Annotated in this window: 19 protein-coding genes; 9 read left to right on the top strand and 10 right to left on the bottom strand. The window is 62.6% G+C overall.

Annotated elements, in window-relative coordinates:
* Nucleotides 1–15 precede the first annotated feature (15 nt).
* From QMZ25_RS04710 to QMZ25_RS04700, 3 genes are all read left to right on the top strand, one after another.
* The gene (locus QMZ25_RS04710; RefSeq protein ID WP_283219200.1) at nucleotides 16–1,623 is read left to right on the top strand and encodes a hypothetical protein; all 1,608 of its coding nucleotides are present in this window, start codon (nucleotides 16–18) and stop codon (nucleotides 1,621–1,623) included.
* 113 nt (nucleotides 1,624–1,736) lie between these two features.
* Nucleotides 1,737–1,925, top strand: a complete 189-nt coding sequence (locus QMZ25_RS04705; protein WP_283219199.1) for a hypothetical protein — start codon at nucleotides 1,737–1,739, stop codon at nucleotides 1,923–1,925.
* A gap of 22 nt (nucleotides 1,926–1,947) precedes the next feature.
* Nucleotides 1,948–2,358, top strand: coding sequence for a hypothetical protein (locus QMZ25_RS04700; protein WP_283219223.1), 411 nt, complete (start codon nucleotides 1,948–1,950; stop codon nucleotides 2,356–2,358).
* Here the strand turns inward: QMZ25_RS04700 and QMZ25_RS19205 are convergent.
* From QMZ25_RS19205 to QMZ25_RS04690, 3 genes are all read right to left on the bottom strand, one after another.
* The gene (locus QMZ25_RS19205; RefSeq protein ID WP_197600690.1) at nucleotides 2,274–2,531 is read right to left on the bottom strand and encodes a cysteine peptidase family C39 domain-containing protein; all 258 of its coding nucleotides are present in this window, start codon (nucleotides 2,529–2,531) and stop codon (nucleotides 2,274–2,276) included. The two genes, QMZ25_RS04700 and QMZ25_RS19205, sit on opposite strands and share 85 nt — an antisense overlap.
* Before the next feature lie 357 nt (nucleotides 2,532–2,888).
* Nucleotides 2,889–3,692: a type I restriction enzyme HsdR N-terminal domain-containing protein gene (locus QMZ25_RS04695; RefSeq protein WP_196768732.1), complete on the bottom strand. Its 804-nt coding sequence runs from the start codon at nucleotides 3,690–3,692 to the stop codon at nucleotides 2,889–2,891.
* Between the two features lie 384 nt (nucleotides 3,693–4,076).
* A complete protein-coding gene (locus tag QMZ25_RS04690) occupies nucleotides 4,077–5,012 on the bottom strand; it encodes a LysR family transcriptional regulator (RefSeq protein WP_197600688.1) in 936 nt (311 codons plus the stop codon).
* A gap of 99 nt (nucleotides 5,013–5,111) precedes the next feature.
* Here QMZ25_RS04690 and QMZ25_RS04685 point away from each other — a divergent pair, with 99 nt between their 5' ends.
* Both QMZ25_RS04685 and QMZ25_RS04680 read left to right on the top strand, forming a co-directional pair.
* Entirely contained in the window at nucleotides 5,112–5,438 is a 327-nt protein-coding gene (locus QMZ25_RS04685) for a nuclear transport factor 2 family protein (protein WP_065174462.1), read from the top strand.
* On the top strand, nucleotides 5,435–6,217 hold the full coding sequence (locus QMZ25_RS04680; protein ID WP_197600687.1) for an SDR family oxidoreductase: 783 nt from the start codon (nucleotides 5,435–5,437) through the stop codon (nucleotides 6,215–6,217). The genes QMZ25_RS04685 and QMZ25_RS04680 overlap by 4 nt, the downstream gene beginning before the upstream one ends.
* 25 nt (nucleotides 6,218–6,242) lie before the next feature.
* On the opposite strand, the gene QMZ25_RS04675 is transcribed toward QMZ25_RS04680, so the two are convergent.
* Both QMZ25_RS04675 and QMZ25_RS04670 read right to left on the bottom strand, forming a co-directional pair.
* Nucleotides 6,243–6,860, bottom strand: a complete 618-nt coding sequence (locus tag QMZ25_RS04675; RefSeq protein WP_197600686.1) for a hypothetical protein — start codon at nucleotides 6,858–6,860, stop codon at nucleotides 6,243–6,245.
* A 178-nt stretch (nucleotides 6,861–7,038) separates the two neighbouring features.
* Complete coding sequence (locus QMZ25_RS04670; protein ID WP_065174465.1) at nucleotides 7,039–7,431, bottom strand: DoxX family protein; 393 nt, start codon at nucleotides 7,429–7,431, stop codon at nucleotides 7,039–7,041.
* 183 nt (nucleotides 7,432–7,614) lie between these two features.
* Between QMZ25_RS04670 and QMZ25_RS04665 the strand changes: the two genes are divergently transcribed.
* Nucleotides 7,615–8,022, top strand: coding sequence for a hypothetical protein (locus tag QMZ25_RS04665; RefSeq protein ID WP_065181602.1), 408 nt, complete (start codon nucleotides 7,615–7,617; stop codon nucleotides 8,020–8,022).
* Nucleotides 8,023–8,074: 52 nt separating this feature from the next.
* Here the strand turns inward: QMZ25_RS04665 and QMZ25_RS04660 are convergent, their stop codons facing one another.
* The 5 genes from QMZ25_RS04660 to QMZ25_RS04640 form a co-directional block, all read right to left on the bottom strand.
* The gene (locus tag QMZ25_RS04660) at nucleotides 8,075–8,830 is read right to left on the bottom strand and encodes an SDR family NAD(P)-dependent oxidoreductase (RefSeq protein ID WP_111186237.1); all 756 of its coding nucleotides are present in this window, start codon (nucleotides 8,828–8,830) and stop codon (nucleotides 8,075–8,077) included.
* 251 nt (nucleotides 8,831–9,081) lie between these two features.
* Entirely contained in the window at nucleotides 9,082–9,723 is a 642-nt protein-coding gene (locus tag QMZ25_RS04655; RefSeq protein WP_197600684.1) for a glutathione S-transferase family protein, read from the bottom strand.
* A 74-nt stretch (nucleotides 9,724–9,797) separates the two neighbouring features.
* Complete coding sequence (locus tag QMZ25_RS04650) at nucleotides 9,798–10,370, bottom strand: isochorismatase family cysteine hydrolase (protein WP_197600683.1); 573 nt, start codon at nucleotides 10,368–10,370, stop codon at nucleotides 9,798–9,800.
* Nucleotides 10,371–10,373: 3 nt separating this feature from the next.
* Complete coding sequence (locus QMZ25_RS04645) at nucleotides 10,374–11,012, bottom strand: DUF6766 family protein (RefSeq protein ID WP_164151277.1); 639 nt, start codon at nucleotides 11,010–11,012, stop codon at nucleotides 10,374–10,376.
* A 99-nt stretch (nucleotides 11,013–11,111) separates the two neighbouring features.
* Nucleotides 11,112–11,306 carry a hypothetical protein gene (locus QMZ25_RS04640; RefSeq protein WP_053517152.1) on the bottom strand — a complete coding sequence of 65 codons (195 nt, stop codon included), beginning with the start codon at nucleotides 11,304–11,306 and terminating at the stop codon, nucleotides 11,112–11,114.
* 157 nt (nucleotides 11,307–11,463) lie between these two features.
* Here QMZ25_RS04640 and QMZ25_RS04635 point away from each other — a divergent pair, with 157 nt between their 5' ends.
* From QMZ25_RS04635 to QMZ25_RS04625, 3 genes are all read left to right on the top strand, one after another.
* Nucleotides 11,464–12,627, top strand: a complete 1,164-nt coding sequence (locus tag QMZ25_RS04635) for a zinc-dependent alcohol dehydrogenase (protein ID WP_065174470.1) — start codon at nucleotides 11,464–11,466, stop codon at nucleotides 12,625–12,627.
* Nucleotides 12,628–12,634: 7 nt separating this feature from the next.
* On the top strand, nucleotides 12,635–13,129 hold the full coding sequence (locus tag QMZ25_RS04630) for a hypothetical protein (RefSeq protein ID WP_065181605.1): 495 nt from the start codon (nucleotides 12,635–12,637) through the stop codon (nucleotides 13,127–13,129).
* A gap of 123 nt (nucleotides 13,130–13,252) precedes the next feature.
* Nucleotides 13,253–13,681 (top strand): BLUF domain-containing protein, encoded by a 429-nt coding sequence (locus tag QMZ25_RS04625; protein WP_053517158.1) that lies wholly within the window; start codon nucleotides 13,253–13,255, stop codon nucleotides 13,679–13,681.
* Nucleotides 13,682–13,689: the final 8 nt, after the last annotated feature.

Here is a 13,689-nt window from a genome sequence, read left to right as displayed (position 1 = left end):
TGTGGACGGTGTGATATGCGCGAAACTGCCGGCAAGGCTTTCATTCGACTGGTGCCAATAGCTCCAAAGCCGTGGGCGCTGTTGGCAACCTTGCTCATGTGGGCACTGCTCACGGCAAACGCGTGGGCCGGGAAGCGTGATTGCCTCGCGTCCGGCCTTGAGGTCGACATAGCCATGTCAAGGGCGACTTTGCGAGTGACCTCGCGGGGTACGCCCAAACTCAACCTGCAGGAGTGGCAAGCGTCGAAGAGCGCCCGCTCGGACGAACACGCCTATACCCTGGATATCAGCAGGAGTCTGCTTCCCGAGGGAAGAAAGTATCCGCTAATCATCAGGTTGGCGCCCTCAACTGTCGCGATCAACCTCCGGCCCCTCATCAATCCTGAAGATCCGCAGTATGAACGCCTATGTGGCGATATCGATTCAGGAGCCTCACAGCACCCGGCAAACTCTCCGGTGACGGCGTTCGAAGGCTACGCATTCTTCAGCGATGGGCGGCCAGTACCCGTTCCAACGATGCTGGCGGATCAAGGCGTGCCACAGGCGTTCAGGAGCCAGTATCAGGATTGGCTGGAGAAGGCCCAGAAGTTCTATAGGCGCGCCCTCGGACCTGAGCGGCATAGCGTGAGCTCTGTAATCTTCTTGATTGAGCAGGGCGCCAATACCCAGCAGGGCTGCCACTTCAGCGGAAGCTCATTGCCCGGACTGCTGCTGATTGGCCTTCGCGCGGGTTGCCTGGACACCTCAAAAGGCTTTCCAAAAGACTTGTCTCACTTCATTGCTCATGAAGCATTTCATCAGTGGAATCAAGATGTGCAGATGATGGAGTCACTCCCGCAGGAAAGCAGAATCATGCTGCTCGAGGGCGGGGCAGAAATGGCAGCGAGCTTGTTTCTGTCGGAGGAGACTGGGAGCAAGGAGCAAGGGATCACGCGTGACGTAGGCGCAGCTGCAGAGTCATGTATCGACCAGGCAGAGCACAAGAAGCGACCATTGAACGACCTGATCAGTGAGGGCGAGTATCAACTCGCTTACTCCTGCGGGATGGTCTACACGTTCCTCAACCTCGTCCGGACAGATTCTGATCCAGCAGCTTCTCTGGGAACGTTCTGGAAAAGTACCCTGCAGGAGAACTCCTCGTCTCGTTTCAATGAACGCACCGACTTAAATGAGGCATTCGGTGCGCGATCGTCGGTGCAGAACGCCATGATCGAACTTCTAGCCCAGAATGGCTACGTGCTTCGCGAAACGATCAGCGGCTTGAGCAAGGACCAGCAGTTCCGCATTGCCGCCGAACTGATGCGAGAGGTTTCACGCAACGACTGCCAAGGGAACTACGGCCTGTTTACCGGTGGCGGAGTGATTGTGCTTGATCCCGAGGTGAAGACCTGTAGCTCTCTGACGCCTGGGGGAAAACCCGCGGCAATAGATGGGTTTGATTTTAAAGAGCATGTGTTGGACGCTCGATCTGCATGGATTTCAGCTTGCCGGAATGGAGGAGCAGTGAGCATCGACTACTCCGACAACTCTGCGAAACCGTCGATCGTGTCGTGCCAATCCCCCCCAAGATCCCTATACACGCCGTTTCATCTTTCCCGAATCACGCCTATGGGGCAACCATGATCGACGTAGTCAACAGCAACGCATCTTCCCCGATTCAGAAGCTACATGAGCTGCAGGTCATCATCAAGATCGAGCGCTGCAACCTCGCTTGCAGCTACTGTTAGTACTTCTTCATGGGCGATGATTCCTACAAGGACCGCGATCCAATCATGAAGCCTGGCAAATTCTCAGCCGTCGCTGATTACATCAAGCGTGGCGTCGAGGATCTAGGCATCAGGAATGTAAACATCGTCTTCCACGGCGGGGAGCCCACCCTGATGAGGGATCTCGATTTCAGGGGGACTGGTTTCTGCTCTGTATGAGACGTTGGCCCCCATATGCGGGTTGAGTCTTGGCATACAGACAAATGGATATCACCTTACGGCCGAGTGGGAAGATCTGATTTCAGAGTTCAGTATTGCCGTGGGCATTAGTTTTGATGGTCCAGCCGAGTACAACGATAGATTCCGGGTAACCCATAAAGGGAAGGGATCGCATGAGAAGATCGCGCGCACGGTTGGGCGGCTTCACGAGCTGGAGACCGAGCGAAAGATCAGTGCTATCGGCGTACTGAGTGTGCTTGGACGCGACATCCCGATTGAAGAGACATTTGACCACTTTGTTGAGGAGCTCAAGTTCCGTCATATGGGGTTCCTATTGCCGGACAGGAGTCATGATGATCCATTCGTCGATGGAGAGACCCCAGGCGAGTACGGAGATCTGAATTTCGCCCGCATTCCCAGCATATCTACCTGATGACCGTGGTGCCCCGCGACCATGGCCAGACAGGCTGGCCCACATTCAGCGGTTTCTGCCTGCAGGATCAATGGCGTTTCGCGACCCCATCCAAAACGGAGTTCGGTCCAGACGTCCGCTCGCGAATGTCGATCGGGGCGCCTCTGCTCTGCAGATGCGGAGGCATCAGCCATTGGGATTTTCCTCAAGCACACGTCTCTGGATGCCAAAAAGCGGCTCAAACAACCATTCGAAAATCAAATACAACGACTGGCGGTTTTGAGTGCATTGGATTTGAGTCGCCGCGGTTCTGCGCTGGTTCTGGGAAGCATCGCGCGGGCAGATCTGATGGTTGCGGGCAGGCTTCTGGCAGCCCGTCTCAATGGGGAATGTGGCGGGAGCTGAGTGCATGCAACGGTCTCTTTCATCCCGACCCCGGTCGGATGGGCGGCCTCCCTTGAGTGGCCGCCCCCACTAGTGACCTCGTCGGCGCGAAAGGGAGCATCGCGCCTTGGCATGAAGCTGGAGAGGCGTTGCGCGCTCCCTAGGAGCTAGCCCGGTACTGGCTCTCGCGCAGTGTCGGGCGAAACAGCGTTCTTTGCCTTCGATTTGGCATTCTTGGAGACTGCGCGGCGTATGCGCTGCTGGGCATCCTTCACCTTCTCTCCGTCCAGGACCTCGCGCTTCAGAATCTCATTGTTGAGAAGCTCGACAACTGCTTCCGACTCGATCTTCAGTTCCGGGAAAAGACGGCGAAGCTCCCGGCGGATGACAGAAACGACCGGCTCACCGAGAACAACCTGCGCAACCGTGAATTTGTTGAGTACGGAGATGTGCTGGTGATACAGGCCCATTGCGTCAGAGGTGATTCCTTCTCTGCAGAGCAGGAACAATTTTCGCTGGTCTTCTTCGTTCTTCAGGTTGACATCTGCTATGCAGAACGATGAGACGAGTTCGTACTCGATGGGTTGGCCGAACTTGATTCTGTAGAGGCGCCATTCCAGAGCGTTGGTGAGCACGATCCACTCGATGCCCTCGTGGGCACCATAGTTGATGGCCTGGCGTAGATGTGTCTCGTTCAGTGAGATTGCTGCTGCTTTCACTTCGATCAGAACTCTGATCTTGCCATCGATTTTTACCGCCAGGTCGCAGAACGTTCCCCTGATCTGCTGCTCGCTAGTCAGTTCGTTGTACTTGTCGTAACCGAAGATGTCGGCAAGCATGTCCTTGACCAGAGTCACCGTATCGGCTTCAGACACATCCTTGGTCTTGTGGGAAATGGCGACCGAGACCAGCGACCTTACCGTTGTGGGCCACCTGTCCGAGACCTTCTTTGGAATCTTCAGCACATCCATGCTCCTTCCCGTTGTCGTCTGCGGATACTGATGCTTTGACCAGTCCCGCGCAATGGATTGCAAGGGGCCTGGGTACATCTGCTGCCGCCCAGGATGATCCTGCACCGATTCAATAGCATCTTGAAGAACGGAGTCTGGAATAGGAGCCGGGCACTGCTTCAGGGGCCCCCGAGGATGACGAGATCGTCCTGACGCCTACGGAATGCATCTGCCTGATGAGGGACGATACGGCTGTGGCCATTAGTCCATTGGGCTTGGTTCGGAGGCAACTCACAGGCCTATTCAAAGCGAATCAAGATGTGAGTCAAAGATCAGGGAGGGGGCATATTTCTTTTAAATTCAATGAGATGGTCGGATTTTGTGAGTGCTGCGCCCACCCCATCCTCAGCGCGACCGCACCTCTGTCTGCTTCCCTTCTTCGAATGGCCCTTGATCCAGAAGACAGTCGATGAAGGCGCCCAGCAGGGCGGGTCGATGCTGCCGGCTCGGGTAGTAGAGGAACAGCCCGGGGCGTGAGATCGACCAGTCCGACAGGACCCTGACCAGCCGCCCCTGGGCCAGCAGTTCGCCTACGCCGTCCTGCTCGAAGTGATAGGCAATGCCGAGCCCACCCAGCGCAGCAGCAATGCCGACGTCAGCGTGATTGGTGATGACAGGGCCATCGACGGCTACATCGAGCCGATGCCCCTGCTTCTCGAACTCCCAGCGATAGTGCCTGCCATCCATCTCGAGTCGCCAGTTGATGCACGCGTGCTCGTGCAGCTCGGCCGGCGAGGTGGGGGTGCCTCGACGTGAGAGGTAGTCGGGCGATGCCACCGCCATCATCTTCATGTCGGGAGTGAGGCGGACGGCCACCATGTCCTTTTCCAGCTGGCCGCCGACGCGGATGCCTGCATCAAAGCGGCCCCGGACGATATCGGCCAGCGCATCGTCGACCACGATGTCGAGCACGACATCAGGATGCGCGCGATGGAAGCGCGCAAGCCGTGGGGCGATGACCGTCCTTGCCGCGATGCCCAGCGTGTTGATGCGCAGCGTGCCGCTCATCCGCCCCGTCGCCTCACCGGCATCCGCCACTGCAGCAGCCATCTCCCGGAACAGCGGGGCGATGCGCCTGTAGAGCAGTTCGCCCGTTGCCGAGGGTGCGACGCTGCGCGTGGTGCGATTCAGAAGGCGGGCGCCGATGCGACCTTCGAGCTGGCGGATCGTCTGGCTCAGCGCCGAAGGCGACAGGCCAAGATGCTCTGCGGCTCGCGCAAAACTCTGACGCTCCACGACGGCAACAAAGGCCCTGAGTTCAGCAAAGTCGGATCCGCGCATTATGTACTCGTTTCTAAAGAGCCCATCCGGATTCTAGGATATTCAATAAATTAGCCTGGGTGAGCATCCTACGGGCCATCCACCCGAGGAGACAGAAACGTGAGCGCCTTGACCCTTCCCGAGCCCATTGCGGCGTACTTCGCGGCAGAGCAGAACCCGGACGCCTTGACGCAGTGCTTCACGGCACACGCGGTGATGAAGGACGACGGACATACCTACGTGGGCATCGATGCCATCAAGGCGTTCATGGCCGAGGCAACGGCCCGGTACCACGCGACGAGTGTGCCGTTTGCCATCGAGCGGCAGGACGACATCCACAGGGTGCAGGCCGACGTCACTGGTGACTTTCCCGGCAGCCCGACGGTTCTGACGTACCGCTTTCGACTGGAGCGTGGCCGGATCGCATCGCTGGAGATCACGGCATGAACTTCGACCTTCAACTGAAGGACCTGAGGGCAGTGGTCACAGGAGGAACGCTGGGACTGGGGGCTGCCGTTGTGAAAACCCTGGCGGAGGCCGGAGCGCGCGTGACGACGTCCGCGCGTACCATTCCCACCCAGACGCGCGAGGGCGTCACCTACGTCGCTGCCGACCTGTCGACCGCGGAAGGCACGGATCACCTTGCGCAGGCCGTCCTCCGGCAGTGGGGAGGTGTGGACATCGTGATCAATGTGCTCGGAGGCTCGAACACGCCCGGTGGTGGCTTCGCTGCCATTAGCGATGCGCACTGGTTCGCCGAGCTGAACCTGAATCTCATGTCCGCGGTGCGCCTGGACCGTGCACTGCTGCCTGCGATGCTGCACCAGGGTTCGGGTGTGGTGATCCATGTCAGCTCGATCCAGCGCGTGCTGCCGCTGCCGGAGTCCACCACTGCGTACGCTGCGGCAAAGGGCGCTCTCACCACGTACAGCAAGTCGCTTGCCAGAGAGGTGACACCCAAGGGAGTGCGCGTACTGAGCGTTGCGCCGGGCTGGATCGAGACCGAGGCGTCCGTGGCGTTCGCGGCGAGGATGGCCGCAGAGGCCGGAACGGATTACGAAGGTGGCAGGAAGATCGTGATGGATTGGCTGGGCGGGATTCCGGTGGGTCGACCTGCCAAGCCACAGGAGGTGGCCGACCTGATCGCTTTCCTGGCCTCCCCGCGCTCCGCGTCGATCGCAGGGACGGAGTATCGGATCGATGGGGGTACGGTCCCCACCGTGTGATGGACGGGCTTGGCGTCGGCCACCCTTATTGGATCGCTGATGCGCTCCGGCTGACCGGCCCGGGTGCTGTCGGCAGCCGCTCGAAGGCAACGATCCGGCGCGAGAGCCATGGCCAGAACATCCGCCTGCGCAACAGCAGGCCGCGCACCTCATCCAGGCTTGCATGGAGCAGGCCGATGCGGTGCGCCAGCTCCTCCAGCGTACTGTCGGGCAGGCGCGCGAAGCCCTCCTGCTCGATATGCCAGTTGTCGGCGTACTCGATCAGCTGCACGCAGCGCATCTCCAGATGGATACGTGCGTGGATCACATCCCAGTCGATCAGCTCGTGCGTTGGAATCTGACGCAGCGAGTTGAGCATGTCCATGCCGCAGGTGCGGTGGTAGCGATACAGCTGTGTGTCGCCGGATCGATCCGTGGCCAGCTTCGCCGCCTGCAGGAACTGGAAGAGGGTGATGCCGCACAGTGTCAGCGAGGTGGTGATGCGGCGCTGGGTCTGCGCGCGGGACATCTGCCAGGGCACATAGATGGCAGCGAAGCCGATCACCACTGCCACCAGCACCTGTGACCAGTCCGCCCATTCGCCGACCGGCAGGCAGGGACGGCCGATGATCCAGGGGCAGAAGGTATCCACCGTGTCGCTCATGCAGGACCTTGCGCGTTGCCGATCTGGAGCACCACGTAATCACAGGCTCGCCGATGCAGGCAAGGCAGGGGGCCGCAACCGGCGCGGTGTCGGGCGCCGGCGCAGATCGCGAAGGCGGGGGAGCGGTGAAAAACGACACGCTGCCACCCCCGTCAGCCTCAGATGGACGAGCGTGCCCTCATCCGCGACGCCGGCGACCATCGATGCTGTAGCGGCCGGCGCCGGTGCAGGCCAGCAGAATGAAGCCACCGGCGATGCCCATGTTCTTCAGGAACATGATCTGCTGGGTGGGATCGTTGAACTGGTGATGGAAGATGAAGGCGGTCACCAGGCTGAAGGCGGCCAGGACCGCGGCGACCAGACGGGTCTGGAAGCCCAGCAGGATGCACAGGCCGGTAATGATCTCGAACGCGATGGTTGGCCACAGCAGGATGCCGGGCACGCCCATCGTCTCCATGTAGCTCTGTGTGCCGGCCAGGTTGCCGAGTTTGCCAAGGCCGGAGACCAGGAACAGCAGCATCAGCAGTACGCGTGCAACGAGTATGGCAAGGGGAGGCGATGAGTGGTTCACGTCGATATCCTCAGGCGGAGACAGGCAGGGTGGCCGTGCGCGAGGGCACAGGAGATGGGCCGATCGGACTCCAGAGCCGGTGAAGCCCGCGTTGAGAGCATTCCGCGCACAGGGATGCGGGGTGGGGTCATACGGCGCGTTTCACGCTACCCTGCGCGGGTCCGGAGACGAAGGAGGCACAGGATGGCAGACGATGGCGGCATGACGATTCCAGCGAAGATCCTGTACATCGCAGGCGCCGTGGCTGTGCTGGTGAGCCTGCTGGCGTGGTCGGTGGAGTGGAGCGGGCTGGCCTACGTCTGTCCCTATTGCCGTGTGCAGCGCACGGTCATCGGCGTGCTGGGGGTGCTGACCCTGTTCGCGCGGCCCGGCGGCATCGTCGTGCCCTGGCTCTCCTTCTCCGCGGGAGGCTTCGCGTTCGTGGTGGCGGCGATGCAGCACTTCAACGGCTGGAAGCGCATTTCCTCAGGCAGCTTCAGCTTCAACGCGCAGTGGTACATCGACCCGTGGTTGCTGTCGGGATGCGCGATGCTGATCCTGGTCGCGCAGTTGATGCTGGTGCAGGCGGCCTGCCGGCGCAGCGCGCGCTGAAGCCACCGCCGGCGTCTGCCGGCGGCGGCCTACATTGCATTCCGTGCCTGCGCTAGGCTGGATTCATCAGTGCGAAGAGCGTGTCGTAGGTGCCATCGCGTTCGGCCCAGCGTCGCGCCTGGTCCGGCTCCAGCAGCAGCTCACCCCGCGGGTGGTCCCCACGCTCGAGCTTCAGCAGAACCTGCTGCACGTACTCCTGCACGGGCATCGCGCGCGGGTCGGTCGCCTGCGCCTCACCCGTCAGTCCGGTCTGCACATACGGGGGCGACAGTTCCAGCACCTCCACCGGCAGATGGCGAAGCTGATGACGCAGCGATACCAGCCACGAATGCAGGAACGCCTTGCTGGCGCAGTAGGTCGGGAAGCTGGCCAGTGGCAGGAAGGCGAGCGCAGAACCGGTGGCCATCAAGGTGGCGCTGCGTTGTTGTGTCAGCAACGGCAGGAACGTGGCCACGGTGCGGAGCAGCCCCAGGATGTTGGTGTCGATGATGGCTTCGGCATCGAAGTCGTCCCAGTGGCCGCTGGCCAGGTTTTCCGGGCGGGAGATGCCCGCGTTGGCGATGAGCACGTTGAGGCTGGGGAAGCGGGCATGGACGATCTCGGCCAGGTCCGCCAGTGATGCAGGATCGCCCAGCTCCAGCGGCAGGGCGACGAGGCCCGGGCGCTGCTCGCCGATCGCCTGCAGCAGTGCCCGGTCGCGGCCGGTGATGATGACCTGGTTGCCGCGGTCGTGGAGCGCCTCGGCCAATGCACGGCCGATGCCGCGGCTGCCGCCGGTGATGAGGATGGTGTTGCCGGTGAGGTTCATGGGAGTGCCTTTCCAGAGGGTCTTGGGAAAGGCCACGGCGTGATGCATCCACTCCCGCAGGAGCGAAGGGCAGGGCAGTACCGTGGCGCCTGTCGCCCGGGTTTCCTCTGCTGAGGCCCTCCCGGCTGTGGGCGCGTTGGATGACGATAACGCCTGCGGCAGCGCCGTTGCGCGGCTGCGGCGCAGACTGTAGGCGCAGCCTGGTGAGGCGTCAACCGTGTCGGCGCATCGGGGTTCCGCCCGATGCAGGGCTACCGGCTCTGGAAGACCGCCCGCTGGGCGGCGAATGCGCGCTGGTAGGCAGGGCGTTCCGTGGCCCGTGCCAGGTAGGCGGCCAGCGTCGGATACCCGCCGATCATGCCGCTGCTTTGAAGACGCAGCAGCACCGCCACCATCATCAGGTCGCCAACGCTGAATTCGTCCTCCAGCCAGGCCCTGTCGCCCAACCATGCCGACAGCTGGGACAGCCGTGCGTGCACGCGCTCGTCCAGCATCACCTGCCGCTGTGCATACCAGGGCTGCTCGCGTTCCAGCAGCCATGCCATGGATCGCTCGACGATGGGCGGCTCGACGGTGTTCAGCGCAGCGAACATCCACATGATCGCGCGCATGCGGGCGCTGTCCCCGGCCGGCAGCAGGCCGCGATGGTGCTCGGCCAGGTGCAGCAGGATCGCGCCGGATTCGAACAGCACCCGCTCGCCTTCCTGGTAGGTGGGGATCTGCCCGAAGGGGTGGCGCGCCAGATGGGCCGGCTGCTTCATCTCGGCAAAGGACAGCAGCTGGACGTCATAGGCCACGCCCAGTTCTTCCAGTGCCCAGCGCACGCGCATGTCGCGGGCCAGGCCCTGGCCGCGATCGGGCGAGGTGGCGAAGGCAGTGAGGATCGGGGTCATCGGAGGTGCTCCGGCCGGCCGGAGGCCTGCCTTCCCTGTTTCGACGAGCGGCAGGACCGGAAATCGACCGTTGCTCAGTGCTGCGCTCGCCGCGGCGAGGACAGCAGCCCGGCAACCGTCTCGATCCGTGCGGCGCCTGAACGCTCCAGCGTCTGCAGTGCCACTCTCCTGCGTGCTGGCAGCGCCGCGGTGGCATCAGCCACCACGGTTACTTTGAACTCCCGCGCGTTGGCATCCAGCGCGGTCGCCAGTACGCAGGAATCGGTCGCCATGCCGGTGAGCCACAGGTGGCGGACCCCCAGTTTGGCCAGCAGGATCGGCAGGGGCGTGGCGAGGAACGCCGAGTGCTTCGGTTTGAGCACGAAATAGTGGTGAGGGGCCGGCGCCAACTTGTCCGCGATGCGCGCGGCACTGCCACCGTCCCGCCTGCACTGCTCCACCTGCTGGCGGAAATCCCGTTGCCAGTCGGAGAAGTTGTCGTTGGCATGGATCACCGGCCAGCGGCGGGCATCGCAATGGTCACGCACCCTGCGGATGCGGGTCGCGGCCCGCTCCGCCAGGGGCGCCAGCGCGCCAGCGTCGGGAAAATCGAAGCGGCTGAACATGTCGATGACCAGCAGTGCGGTCGTGGCATTCTGGCGTGGCATGGCTCAGTCTCCGGTCTGCGCATGCGGCGCCTGCACGGGCTTGGACTGCGGGGAATCCTTCTGCCGCAGGAAGATGGTCAGCACGACCAGGGCCAGTACCGCCAGGAATTCGCTTTGCCAGTTCTGCATGGACTCGAACCAGAACGTGCTGCTGGTCAGATGCTGCAGGAAGGACGGTGGGGGAAGCCCCTGCAACTGCTGTTCAACCTGTTCCGCCTTCCAGCTGCCGACGGCATGCAGACTGAAGCTGACCAGGAAGAGCAGTCCGAAAGCGATCGCCAGTGAATGTCCATAGAGCGTCTTCCATATACCGCCACGCAGCACCGGCCAGGGTGTCGGGCCGGGCTCGATCCGTGCGTGTTCCTGTGCAGGGTCAAGTGGGCGCGATTCCGCAGAGCCGCGCTGGCGCAGGCTGACGGTGAGCAGCACGTACATGCCCATCTGCAGGAACTCGCTTTCCCAGTTCTCGAAGGTGGCACTGATGAAGTGGCCGCTGGCCAGGTAATGCCACAGATCCAGCGGCGCGCGGCCGTGATGGACCAGCTCCTCGTTGTGCACCTGCAGTCCTGACAGTGCCTGGCCGGCAATGAACAGCAGGGTCAGAGCCAGCAGAACCAGTGACAGACCGTTCCGCTTCCACATGCAGCACCTCGCCATGCAGATCCTATGGGGATGCGGTGAGCTTGCGTGGCCGGTCAAGAAACATCCGTGAATCCCGCGCATGCGGTCCGTGAGGCGGACTCAGCGATGGCGCTTTCCGGTGGGGTCCGGATCGAGCCGTTCATAGTCATCCGGGCGCGCCTTGGGGCCATCGCCATCGTCGGGCATGTCGTGCTCCTTCCATCTGGCGTTGTCGTTGCGGCGCTTGTCGGGTGTATGTGCCTTGGCCTGGTCATCGACATCGACGGTGGGGTTGAACGGCAGCTTGTTGCTCATGGCAGTCTTCCCGTGGACGGTGGATGGAGGCTTCAGCGTGCACGCGTGAGGGTTAACGCAATGGCGCAGTCGAATGAACATCCCGCACACCGTGCGGTCACTCTGCCCGCAGGGGGCGGGCTGCGATCCTGCAGGTCCGTTCCCTTGGAGAAGCACGATGCAGGCACTGACCTATCACGGCCGCAGGGATGTGCGTGTCGAGACAGTTCCCGATCCGGTGCTGGCGCAGGATGACGATCTCATCCTGCGCGTGACCGCGACGGCCATCTGTGGCTCGGACCTGCACCTGTATCGCGGAAAGATCCCGGACCTGCATGATGGCGATGTGCTCGGCCATGAATTCATGGGCATCGTGGAAGAGGTCGGCAGCGCCGTTACCCAGGTGCGCGCCGGTGACCGCGTGGTGATCCCGTTCGTGATCGCCTGCGGTGAGTGCTTCCATTGCCGCCTGGCCGAGTATGCCGCCTGCGAGACCACCAATCCCGGCAAGGGGGCGGCGCTCAACCAGAAAGGCCTGCTGCCTCCTGCAGCGCTGTTCGGCTACAGCCACCTGTACGGGGGCGTGGCCGGGGGGCAGGCTGAATTTGTCCGCGTGCCCAAGGCCAACATCGGCCCGCTGCGGATTCCGGACGGTGTGGCGGACGAGCAGGTCCTGTTCCTGTCCGACATCCTGCCCACCGGCTACCAGGCTGCACTCAACGCGGGCATCAGGCCGGGCTCGACCGTGGCCATCTTCGGGGCGGGTCCAGTCGGCCTGATGAGCGCAGCATGCTGCCGCCTGCTGGGTGCGGAAACCATCTTCATGGTCGACCATCTGTCCTACCGGCTGGACTATGCACGGGATGCCTACGGCGTCATTCCGATCGATTTCAGGGATATTCCGGATCCTGCCGATTACATCCTCAGCCAGACCAGTGGCCGGGGCGTGGATGCCTGCATCGAGGCCGTCGGATTCGAGGCCGAAGGCAGTGCACTGGAAACAGCGCTGACGACCGTCAAGCTGGAAGGCAGCAGTGGCGTGGCGATCCGGCAGTGCATCGCGGCCGCGCGACGGGGCGGCGTGATCAGCATTCCCGGCGTCTATGCCGGTTTCATCCACGGCTTCCTGCTCGGCGATGCTTTTGACAAGGGCCTGACCTTCAAGATGGGACAGACGCATGTGCAGGGCCTGATGCCGGAACTGCTGGATGCCATCATGGAGGGCCGCCTCGACCCGGGCGACATCATCTCCCACCGCATGCGGCTGGCCGACGCCGCACAGGGCTACGCGATGTTCGATGCCAAGGACGATGACTGCCGCAAAATCGTGCTTACGCCGTGAGGGCAGCATGAGCGCCTCGGCCATGATGGTCCTGTACGTGCTGTGGCTTGCCGCAGGCACGCTGGACTTCCATTTTCATCGCCGCACCGATCTGCCCCACACCTCGGGCCTGCGCGAGAGCACGCTGCATGGGGTGCAGCTGGGGCTTGTGGGGACTGGTGTGCTGGCCTGGTTGCTGCTGGCCGATACGCGGGCGCTGGCGGTGTTGCTTGCCGTGCTGGCGGCCGCCCATGCGATCGCGGGGTATCTCGATACCGCCAGCGCGGATGGCCGGCGACGCATTAGTCCGGCCGAGCAGCATGTGCACAGCGTGCTGGATGTGGCACCGTGGCTGTTCGTGCTTTGGGTAGCCCATCACGCTGAACCGGCGTGGGCACTGCAATGGCGCCCGGCGCCGGCGCAGGACTGGGTGCTCACGCTGCTGCCGGCGATGGTGGTTGCGTTGTCATGGCTGTGGGAACTGCGGCACTGCCTGCGCGCAGACCGGTCTCTTTCGCGATGACCGCGTTGCGGCCGCCGACACGAGTATGAATGCAGCGGAGTGTGACCGGGTCACGGTACGTGTATACAGGCGCTGAACGGGAAGCACGATAGGCTCGATGTTTGTGGGAGCAGGAGCCGGAGCGTGCCGAACAGAGCCATCGTCTACATCAGTGAGGCCAGCGAGGGTTTCACGGCCGGGAAGCTGGAATCCCTGATGGCCGACGCCGCGCGTTTCAATCGAGGCGCGGGTGTAACCGGTGTGCTGCTGTTTGATGGGCAGCGGTTCCTGCAGTACATGGAAGGCCCACCGGATGGACTGGAGGTGGCCTACTCACGGGTGACGGGTGCCAGCAGCCATGGTGGCATCATCGAGTTGGCCCACGGTCGAGTCGGTCAGCGCCGGTTGCCGTTCTGGCCAATGCGATGCCTGCATACAGAGTCTGACATCCTGCGGGACATCGCCCGGGCGGACTGGACCAGCTTCATCCTGCGCGCTGCCGACGGTCACGAGGATGCAACGGCGATGGAGCGGCTGCTTGCCGTGGTCGAGCCCTACGCCCGCGCGGCCTGAGCCGTCGT

It is taken from the genome of Stenotrophomonas sp. RS-48 (assembly GCF_030053245.1).
Taxonomy (GTDB): domain Bacteria; phylum Pseudomonadota; class Gammaproteobacteria; order Xanthomonadales; family Xanthomonadaceae; genus Stenotrophomonas; species Stenotrophomonas maltophilia_P.
Note: the sequence above shows the minus strand (reverse complement) of the source record. Positions and strands in the feature narration are given on the sequence as shown.

What these genes read in the sequence shown, in the direction of transcription:
- QMZ25_RS04705 (WP_283219199.1), top strand. Translation starts at nt 1,737, where the DNA reads ATGGGCGATGATTCCTACAAGGACCGCGATCCAATCATGAAGCCTGGC.
- QMZ25_RS04675 (WP_197600686.1), bottom strand. Translation starts at nt 6,860, where the DNA reads ATGAGCGACACGGTGGATACCTTCTGCCCCTGGATCATCGGCCGTCCC.
- QMZ25_RS04640 (WP_053517152.1), bottom strand. Translation starts at nt 11,306, where the DNA reads ATGAGCAACAAGCTGCCGTTCAACCCCACCGTCGATGTCGATGACCAG.
- QMZ25_RS04650 (WP_197600683.1), bottom strand. Translation starts at nt 10,370, where the DNA reads ATGCCACGCCAGAATGCCACGACCGCACTGCTGGTCATCGACATGTTC.
- QMZ25_RS04660 (WP_111186237.1), bottom strand. Translation starts at nt 8,830, where the DNA reads ATGAACCTCACCGGCAACACCATCCTCATCACCGGCGGCAGCCGCGGC.
- QMZ25_RS04665 (WP_065181602.1), top strand. Translation starts at nt 7,615, where the DNA reads ATGGCAGACGATGGCGGCATGACGATTCCAGCGAAGATCCTGTACATC.
- QMZ25_RS04630 (WP_065181605.1), top strand. Translation starts at nt 12,635, where the DNA reads ATGAGCGCCTCGGCCATGATGGTCCTGTACGTGCTGTGGCTTGCCGCA.
- QMZ25_RS04635 (WP_065174470.1), top strand. Translation starts at nt 11,464, where the DNA reads ATGCAGGCACTGACCTATCACGGCCGCAGGGATGTGCGTGTCGAGACA.
- QMZ25_RS19205 (WP_197600690.1), bottom strand. Translation starts at nt 2,531, where the DNA reads ATGGCTGATGCCTCCGCATCTGCAGAGCAGAGGCGCCCCGATCGACAT.
- QMZ25_RS04655 (WP_197600684.1), bottom strand. Translation starts at nt 9,723, where the DNA reads ATGACCCCGATCCTCACTGCCTTCGCCACCTCGCCCGATCGCGGCCAG.
- QMZ25_RS04710 (WP_283219200.1), top strand. Translation starts at nt 16, where the DNA reads ATGCGCGAAACTGCCGGCAAGGCTTTCATTCGACTGGTGCCAATAGCT.
- QMZ25_RS04690 (WP_197600688.1), bottom strand. Translation starts at nt 5,012, where the DNA reads ATGCGCGGATCCGACTTTGCTGAACTCAGGGCCTTTGTTGCCGTCGTG.
- QMZ25_RS04680 (WP_197600687.1), top strand. Translation starts at nt 5,435, where the DNA reads ATGAACTTCGACCTTCAACTGAAGGACCTGAGGGCAGTGGTCACAGGA.
- QMZ25_RS04645 (WP_164151277.1), bottom strand. Translation starts at nt 11,012, where the DNA reads ATGTGGAAGCGGAACGGTCTGTCACTGGTTCTGCTGGCTCTGACCCTG.
- QMZ25_RS04695 (WP_196768732.1), bottom strand. Translation starts at nt 3,692, where the DNA reads ATGGATGTGCTGAAGATTCCAAAGAAGGTCTCGGACAGGTGGCCCACA.